This is a genomic window from Pseudokineococcus marinus, assembly GCF_013004605.1.
GTDB lineage: Bacteria > Actinomycetota > Actinomycetes > Actinomycetales > Quadrisphaeraceae > Pseudokineococcus > Pseudokineococcus marinus.
Genome location: NZ_JABEMA010000157.1, coordinates 1 through 7,295, shown reverse-complemented (window position 1 = coordinate 7,295; position 7,295 = coordinate 1). Strand labels below are relative to the sequence as shown.

The window sequence follows — 7,295 nt, the reverse complement described above, 5'->3', positions numbered from 1 at the left end:
GCCGGCCCGACGTCCTCGAGGAGACCGCCGCGGCGATCGGCCCCGCCGCGTCCGCGCTCCCCGTCGACGTCCGCGACGCCGACGCCGTGGCCGGCGCGCGAGCCGAGGTGCTCGAGCGGCACGGCCGCCTCGACGGGCTCGTCCTCGCCGCGGGCGCCAACACGCCGCGCCGCCGCTGGGCCGACCAGGACATCGCGACGTTCCACGACGTCGTCGCGACGAACCTCGGCGCCGTCGCCACCGTCCTCGACGCCGCGCTGCCCGACCTGCGCCGCAGCGCCGGCGTCGTCGTCGTGGTCTCGTCGGTGGCCGGCTGGGCGCACCGCGACAGCGCCGGGGTCGCCTACTCGGCGAGCAAGACGGCGGTCGGGTCCCTCGTGCGCAGCCTGAACGCCGAGGAGGCGCGCCACGGCGTCCGCGCGTGCCACCTGTGCCCCGGCGACGTCGCCACCGACTTCCTCGACCTGCGCCCCGAGGTCCCCGACGCCGCCGCGCGGGCGCGGATGCTCACGCCCGACGACGTCGCCGCGGCGATCCAGCACGTCCTCGACGCCCCGCCGCACGTGCGCGTCGACGAGCTCGTCATCACGCCGGCGGGCTAGGCCGCCAGCCCGGCACCCACGGTCGCGAGCACGCGGGCGAGCGCGGTCTCGCGCTCGGCCGCCCCGAGCCCGGCGAGCGGCCCGATGAGCAGGACGGCCAACCCGTGCACCGCCGCCCACGCTGTCGTGTCCGCACCATGGCGCCCGCGGGGCCCGAGGCCGCCGGCGGCGTCCAGCTCGGCGAGCCGCTCCTGGAGCATCCACCACGGGTCGGGGCCTCCGACGCAGCCGGGCGGCCCGTCCTTCGCCGCCCCGGGCGGGGCGCCGAAGGCGACGCCGAAGAGCCCCGGCTCCGCCACCGCCCACTCGACGTACCCCCGGCCCACGGCCGCGAGCCGGGCCCGGGCGAGGGCCGGCGCCTCGTCGGCCGGGGGCACCGCCGCGAGCCGCTCGGCCATCGCGGCGCCCATCGCCCCGCGGGCGTGCTCGGCGACCGTCGCGAGGAGGTCGGCGCGGCCGGCGAAGTGCCGGTAGGCGGCGTTCGGGCTGACGCCGACCTCGCGCGCCACCTCCCGCAGGGCCAGCCCCTCCGGCCCGCTCGCGCGGACGGCCGCCGTCGCGGCGTCGACCAGCGCGTTGCGCAGGTCGCCGTGGTGGTACGTCGCGCGCTCCAGGACCTGCTCCCTCCGCCAGCGCGCCCGTAGGTGTGGACGCCGTCCACATCCTGCCCTATGTTGACGCCGTCCACACTGGTGCCGGACCCCCGGCCGCTCGAGGAGATCGCCATGGCCAGCACGCAGGTCCACGCCGGACGACGCACCGCCGACCTGGACGGGCGGGACGTCGTCGTCTTCGTCATCGGCATGCGCTTCAACCGGCTGCGCGACGTCCGGGCCTGGCTGCCCGTCTTCGGCGCCATGCCGAGGATGCTGCGCGAGCTGGCGCAGCAGCCCGAGCGCGGGCTCCTCCACGCACGGACGTACTGGTCGGGGCGCACCCTCATGGTCCTGCAGTACTGGCGCTCGTGGGAGCTGCTGCAGCAGTACGCGTCCGCCTCCGACGCCGAGCACCTGCCGGCCTGGCGCGCCTTCAACCAGCGGGCGCGGCGCGGCGGCGCGGCGGTCGGCATCTTCCACGAGACCTACCTCGTGGGACCCGGCCGCGCGGAGTCCGTTTACGTGCAGATGCCCGAGCACGGCCTCGCGGCGGCGACCCGCTCGGTGCCCGTGGCGCCGCGCGGCGAGCGGGCCGCCGACCGGATGCGGGGCTGACCGGGTGCGGGGTCGGTCGACGGACGAGCCGCCGCCAGCACCTCCCCCGCCGGGGAGTCCGGGCGCCGTCCCCGTCGGCCCGACGAGCCGTGTCCGGTATCGCCGCTGTGGTGCTTGTGGTGCCTTTCGCCCGGGCCTAGCGTCGCGGCGTCGAGCCGACGGACACGCTGCCGGCGCTCAGGACGAGAGGCCGCCCCCATGCCCTTCCCCCGCTGGACCGCCCCCTGGACCTCCCGCCGCAGCGGCTCGCTCGTCGCCGGCGTCGCGACCGTGGCCGCCGCTGTCGTCGCAGCCTCGACCGTCGCGGCCGCGCCACCTCCCGGCACCGCCGCGCCCGAGCGCCCGCGCGGCGCGGACTGCTACGCCGAGGGCGGCCCCCTGACCGTCGAGGAGCAGCGCCTCGGGCTGCCGCTGCCCGGCGAGGACACCGAGGCGGCCTCGCGCCGGTTCATCGAGGCCGCGGGCTTCGACCGCCTCGTCGACCGCTTCCAGCGCCGGCTGTGCCTCACGCGACGTCTCGACATCGCGACCGGGATCGTCGACCAGTACGGCGCCGACCTGTGGCAGACGGCCGTCGACCGCGCCCAGGGGCGCACGCAGATCGGCACCATCGACCGCTACGACGACCGGCCCCTCTACTGGGCGCGCACGACGATGGCGCGGGCGCTGCGCGAGTGGCAGCCGCCCTTCGAGCTGAGCAGCCTGCAGCGGCAGGCGCTCATCCGCGGGCTGTCCTACTCCTCGCGCGGCATCGACTCCGTGTCGTTCCCCTCGTCGACGGCAGGAGGCGAGGACGTCACGCGCGTCCTCGTCAGCGGCTTCGACACCTACAGCCTCGACTCGAGCCTGCGGAACTCCAACCCCTCGGGCGCCTCGGCGCTGCAGCTCGACGGCCGCACGGTGGAGACCGACGCGGGCCCCGTCGTCGTCCAGGCCGTCGTGCTGCCGGTGAACTGGAGCGACTTCGACCAGGGCATCGTCGAGGACGCCTTCGGCCCCTGGCTCGTCGGCGGGACGCCGGACGGCGGCCCGGAGGACCCGGCGGGCCCGCCGCCGGACCAGCGCGCCGACATGATCATGACCATCAGCCAGACCGGGCGCGGCCGGATGGACGTCGAGCAGTGGGCCGGCGGCTTCCGCGGCGGCTTCCCCGACAACAACCGCGCCATCCAGTACGGGCCCATCTCGGCCGCCGCGCTGTGGCCCCAGCCGCAGCCGTCGCCGCAGTGGATCGAGACGACCCTGCCGTACCAGGCGATGGTCGACGCCGGTACGGGCCCGTGGCCGGTCGTGCTCCACGACGGCATCACCGAGTGGCCGGCGGGCACCTACCCCGACCCGGGCTCGCTGCGCTCCGCCGCCGACCCCTCGCCCGGCTCGCGCGCCGCGAGCGCGCCCGGCGGCAACTACCTGTCCAACGAGAGCATGTACCGCACGAACCGGCTGCGGCTCGGGGCCGGCCTTGACGAGCTGCCGGGCGGGCACCTGCACATCTCCTCGCTGGTCTACCCGGACGACCTGAACGTGCTGACGAGCCCCGCCTTCGAGGCCGACCGGCAGGCCGTCGTCGACCAGACCGTGGCCCTCGTCGAAGCCGCCGGCGCCGCCGTCGCCGGCAGCGGCTCGTGACCGAGCGCCCCGCCGCGGGCGACCCCGCGACGGCCCCGGACGGCGGGCGCCCGTCGTCGTCGATGCGCGCGAGCACCCGCTCGACGCTGCTCGGCGCCATGTTCCTCATGGCGACGTCGTCGATCGGCCCGGGCTTCATCACGCAGACGACGACCTTCACCGCGCAGCTCGGCGCAGCGTTCGCCTTCGCGATCGTCGTGTCGATCGTGGTGGACATCGCGCTGCAGCTGAACGTCTGGCGCGTCATCGGCGTCTCGGGGCGGCGGGCGCAGGAGCTGGGCAACCTCACCCTGCCGGGGCTCGGCTGGGTCATGGCCGCCTTCGTGCTCGTCGGCGGGCTCGTCTTCAACGTGGGCAACGTCAGCGGCGCCGGGCTCGGCACCGACGCGATGCTCGGGCTCGACCCCCGGGTCGGCGGCGCCATCTCCGCCGCCATCGCCATCGCGATCTTCCTGTCGAAGCGCGCGGGCGTGGCGATGGACCGCATCGTCGTCGCGCTCGGGCTCGTGATGATCGTGCTGACGGTCGGCATCGCGGTGACGTCCTCGCCGCCGGTCGGCGAGGCCCTGCGCAACGTCGTCCTGCCCGAGGAGGTGAGCTTCCTCGCCATCACGACGCTCATCGGCGGCACGATCGGCGGCTACATCACCTTCGCGGGAGCCCACCGCCTCCTCGACTCCGGGGTGTCCGGCCCGGAGCGGGTCGGCGACATCACCCGCAGCTCGGTCACGGGCATCGTCATCACCGGCGTCATGCGGGTCGTGCTCTTCCTCGCCGTGCTCGGCGTCGTCGCGGGCGGGGCCACGCTCGCGGCCGACAACCCGCCGGCGTCCGCCTTCGAGCAGGCGGCGGGCGAGGTGGGGCTGCGCGTCTTCGGCGTCGTCTTCTGGGCCGCCGCGATCACCTCGGTGATCGGCGCGTCGTACACGTCGGTGAGCTTCATCACCTCGCGCACGCGGACCTCGGAGCGGGCGCGCACCCTGCTCGTGGTCGCCTTCATCGTCGTCACGACGACGGCCTTCGTCGTCGTCGGCGCCGCGCCCGCGACCCTGCTCGTCTTCGCCGGCGCCTTCAACGGCCTCCTGCTGCCGCTCGCCATCGGCGTGCTGCTGTGGGTGGCCTGGCGCCGGGCCGACCTCCTGCAGGGCTACCGCTACCCGCGGGGGCTGCTCGTCGTCGGCGCCCTCGCCTGGCTGCTCACGCTGTACCTGGCGGTGCGCTCCTTCAGCGGCGTCGTCGGGCTCTTCACCGGCTGACCCGTGCGCTCCCGGCCCCCGGACGGAAAGGTGCTGCCATGACGACGCTCGACCTCAACTCCGACCTCGGCGAGGGCTTCGGCCGCTGGACCCTCGGCGACGACGACGCCCTGCTCGAGGTCGTCACCAGCGCCAACGTCGCCTGCGGCTTCCACGCGAGCGACGCCTCGATCATGCGGCGCGTGTGCGACGCCGCCGTGCCGCGGGGCGTCGCGATCGGCGCGCAGGTCGGCTACAACGACCTGGCGGGCTTCGGGCGCCGCTTCATCGACGTCGAGCCGCAGGCGCTCACCGACGACGTCGTCTACCAGGTGGGGGCGCTCGACGCCTTCGCCCGCGTCGCCGGCAGCCGGGTGCGCTACGTCAAGCCGCACGGCGCGCTGTACAACGCGATCGTCCACCACGAGGAGCAGGCGGCGGCCGTCGTCGAGGCGGTCGTCGCCTACGACGCCTCCCTCCCCGTGCTCGGACTCCCCGGCTCCGCGTGGCTGCGGCTCGCGGAGGAGGCCGGGCTCACGGTCGTCGAGGAGGCCTTCGCCGACCGCGCGTACACGCCCGAGGGCACGCTCGTGAGCCGGCGCCTGCCCGGGGCGGTCCTCCACGACGCCGACGCCGTGGCCCGGCGGTGCGTCGACATGGCGACGACCGGCCGGATCACCGACGTCGACGGCGGCCCGCTCGCCGTCAGCCCGGCGTCGATCTGCGTGCACGGCGACACCCCCGGCGCCGTCGACCTCGCCCGCCGGGTGCGCGGCGCCCTCGAGGAGGCCGGCGTCGAGCTGGCGCCCTTCGCCGCCGACCCCGGCGGGCCCCGGACGTGAACCCGGACGTGAACCCGGTCGTGAGCCCCGCGGTGGACCGAGCCGTGGCCCCAGCCGTGGGCCCGACGCCGAGGGCCTCGTGAGGGTCCTGCCCTGCGGGACCACGGGGCTGCTCGTCGAGCTCGACGCGCTCGACGACGTCCTCGCGCTCTACGCCGCGCTCGAGGATGACCGGCCCGCCGGGGTGCTCGACCTCGTCCCCGCCGCCCGCACGCTGCTGCTGCACCTCGACCCCGAGACCGGCGACGCCGCCGCGGTCGAGGACGCGGTGCGGGCCGCGCGGCCGACGCGAGGCGTCCGGGGCGACCGAGCGGGAGGCGACGTCGTCGAGGTGCCCGTCGTCTACGACGGCGAGGACCTCGAGGAGATCGGCGAGCTCACCGGCTGGGGCGCCGACGGCGTCGTCGAGCGGCACACCGCGCAGGAGTGGACGGTCGCCTTCTGCGGCTTCGCGCCGGGCTTCGGGTACCTCGTCGCGGACGGCGCCGGGAGCCGCGGCGAGTGGCGGGTCCCGCGCCGGTCGTCGCCGCGCACCCGGGTGCCCGCCGGGTCGGTGGCGCTCGCCGGGGAGTTCACGGGCGTCTACCCGCGGGAGTCGCCCGGCGGGTGGCAGCTCCTCGGGCGCACCGACCTCCCCGTCTTCGACCTCGAGCGCGAGCCGCCCGCCCTGCTCGTGCCCGGTGCGCGCGTCCGCTTCTCGGCCGTCCAGGCGGGCTCGTGACGACGGCGCTGACCGTCCTCGCGCCCGGCCCGCTGACGACGGTGCAGGACGCCGGACGCCCGGGGCTCGCCGCCCTCGGCGTCGGGCGCTCGGGCGCGTGCGACCGCGCGTCGTACGCCCTGGCCAACCGGCTCGTCGGCAACGACGCCGGCGCCGCCGCGCTCGAGGTGACGCTCGGCGGGCTGGCGCTGCGGGCCGAGCGCGACGTCGTCGTCGCCCTCGCCGGGGCGCGCTGCCCGGGGGCGCCGCACGACGCGGTCGTGGCGCTGCGCGCCGGGGAGGAGCTGCGGCTCGGCGCGCCGGAGGCGGGGCTGCGCACCTACGTCGCCGTCCGCGGCGGCGTGGACGTGCCCGCGGTGCTGGGCTCGCGGTCGACCGACGTGCTGTCCGGCCTCGGTCCGGCGGCGCTGCGGGCCGGGGACGTCCTGGCCGCGGGGCCGGCGCCGTCGCGCTTCCCCGACGTCGACGTCGCACCGGTGCCGGAACCCGCGGCCGGCGACGTCGACGTGCGCGTGCTGCCCGGGCCGCGCCGCGACTGGTTCTCGGGCGTCGCCTGGGAGGCCCTCACCAGCGGTGCGTACGCGGTGACGAGCGAGAGCAACCGGGTCGGCGTCCGGCTCGAGGGCGCCGTGCTCGAGCGCGCCCGGGACGGCGAGCTGCCGAGCGAGGGCATGGTCCGCGGCGCGCTGCAGGTGCCGCCGTCCGGGGAGCCCGTGCTCTTCCTCGCCGACCACCCGGTGACCGGCGGCTACCCCGTCATCGGGTGCGTCGTCGACGCCGACGTCGACCGCTGCGCCCAGCTGCGTCCCGGCCAGCGGCTGCTCCTGCGCCCCGCGCGCTGACCCCGCACGTCGCCCCGCCACTCGGCCCGGTCTCGAGCCCGGTCTCGAGCCCGGTATCGGGCCTGGTCCCCCAGGACACTTCGTCGACACACCGCCCTACGAGGGCCCTCCCGTGGGCCACGTCGTCGACACACCGCCCCACGAGGGCCCTCTCGTGGGGCACGTCGTCGACACACCGCCGGGGGCACGGCCGAAGCCGGGGGCGCCGCCGGG

At 76.7% G+C, this 7,295-nt stretch carries 8 protein-coding genes; 7 read left to right on the top strand and 1 reads right to left on the bottom strand.

All coding sequences use genetic code 11. The annotated features are described in order from the left end of the window. On the top strand, positions 1-602 hold a 602-nt coding region (locus tag HLB09_RS10635), incomplete at its 5' end, for an SDR family oxidoreductase (protein WP_171203354.1). Here HLB09_RS10635 and HLB09_RS10630 read toward each other — a convergent pair. Beyond that, positions 599-1,348: a TetR/AcrR family transcriptional regulator gene (locus HLB09_RS10630; protein ID WP_171203353.1), complete on the bottom strand. Its 750-nt coding sequence runs from the start codon at positions 1,346-1,348 to the stop codon at positions 599-601. The two genes, HLB09_RS10635 and HLB09_RS10630, sit on opposite strands and share 4 nt — an antisense overlap. Here HLB09_RS10630 and HLB09_RS10625 point away from each other — a divergent pair. The 6 genes from HLB09_RS10625 to HLB09_RS10600 all read left to right on the top strand — a co-directional run bounded on the left by HLB09_RS10625 (position 1,328) and on the right by HLB09_RS10600 (position 7,082). After that, on the top strand, positions 1,328-1,813 hold the full coding sequence (locus tag HLB09_RS10625; RefSeq protein ID WP_171203352.1) for a DUF4188 domain-containing protein: 486 nt from the start codon (positions 1,328-1,330) through the stop codon (positions 1,811-1,813). The two genes, HLB09_RS10630 and HLB09_RS10625, sit on opposite strands and share 21 nt — an antisense overlap. Positions 1,814-2,011: 198 nt before the next feature. Continuing rightward, entirely contained in the window at positions 2,012-3,442 is a 1,431-nt protein-coding gene (locus HLB09_RS10620; RefSeq protein WP_171203351.1) for a hypothetical protein, read from the top strand. A gap of 62 nt (positions 3,443-3,504) precedes the next feature. Continuing rightward, on the top strand, positions 3,505-4,698 hold the full coding sequence (locus HLB09_RS10615; RefSeq protein ID WP_171203355.1) for a divalent metal cation transporter: 1,194 nt from the start codon (positions 3,505-3,507) through the stop codon (positions 4,696-4,698). 38 nt (positions 4,699-4,736) lie between these two features. Beyond that, positions 4,737-5,519: a LamB/YcsF family protein gene (locus HLB09_RS10610; protein WP_171203350.1), complete on the top strand. Its 783-nt coding sequence runs from the start codon at positions 4,737-4,739 to the stop codon at positions 5,517-5,519. 79 nt (positions 5,520-5,598) lie between these two features. Further along, positions 5,599-6,240 carry a 5-oxoprolinase subunit B family protein gene (locus tag HLB09_RS10605; RefSeq protein WP_171203349.1) on the top strand — a complete coding sequence of 214 codons (642 nt, stop codon included), beginning with the start codon at positions 5,599-5,601 and terminating at the stop codon, positions 6,238-6,240. After that, positions 6,237-7,082 (top strand): 5-oxoprolinase subunit C family protein, encoded by an 846-nt coding sequence (locus HLB09_RS10600; RefSeq protein WP_171203348.1) that lies wholly within the window; start codon positions 6,237-6,239, stop codon positions 7,080-7,082. The genes HLB09_RS10605 and HLB09_RS10600 overlap by 4 nt, the downstream gene beginning before the upstream one ends. Positions 7,083-7,295 lie beyond the last annotated feature (213 nt).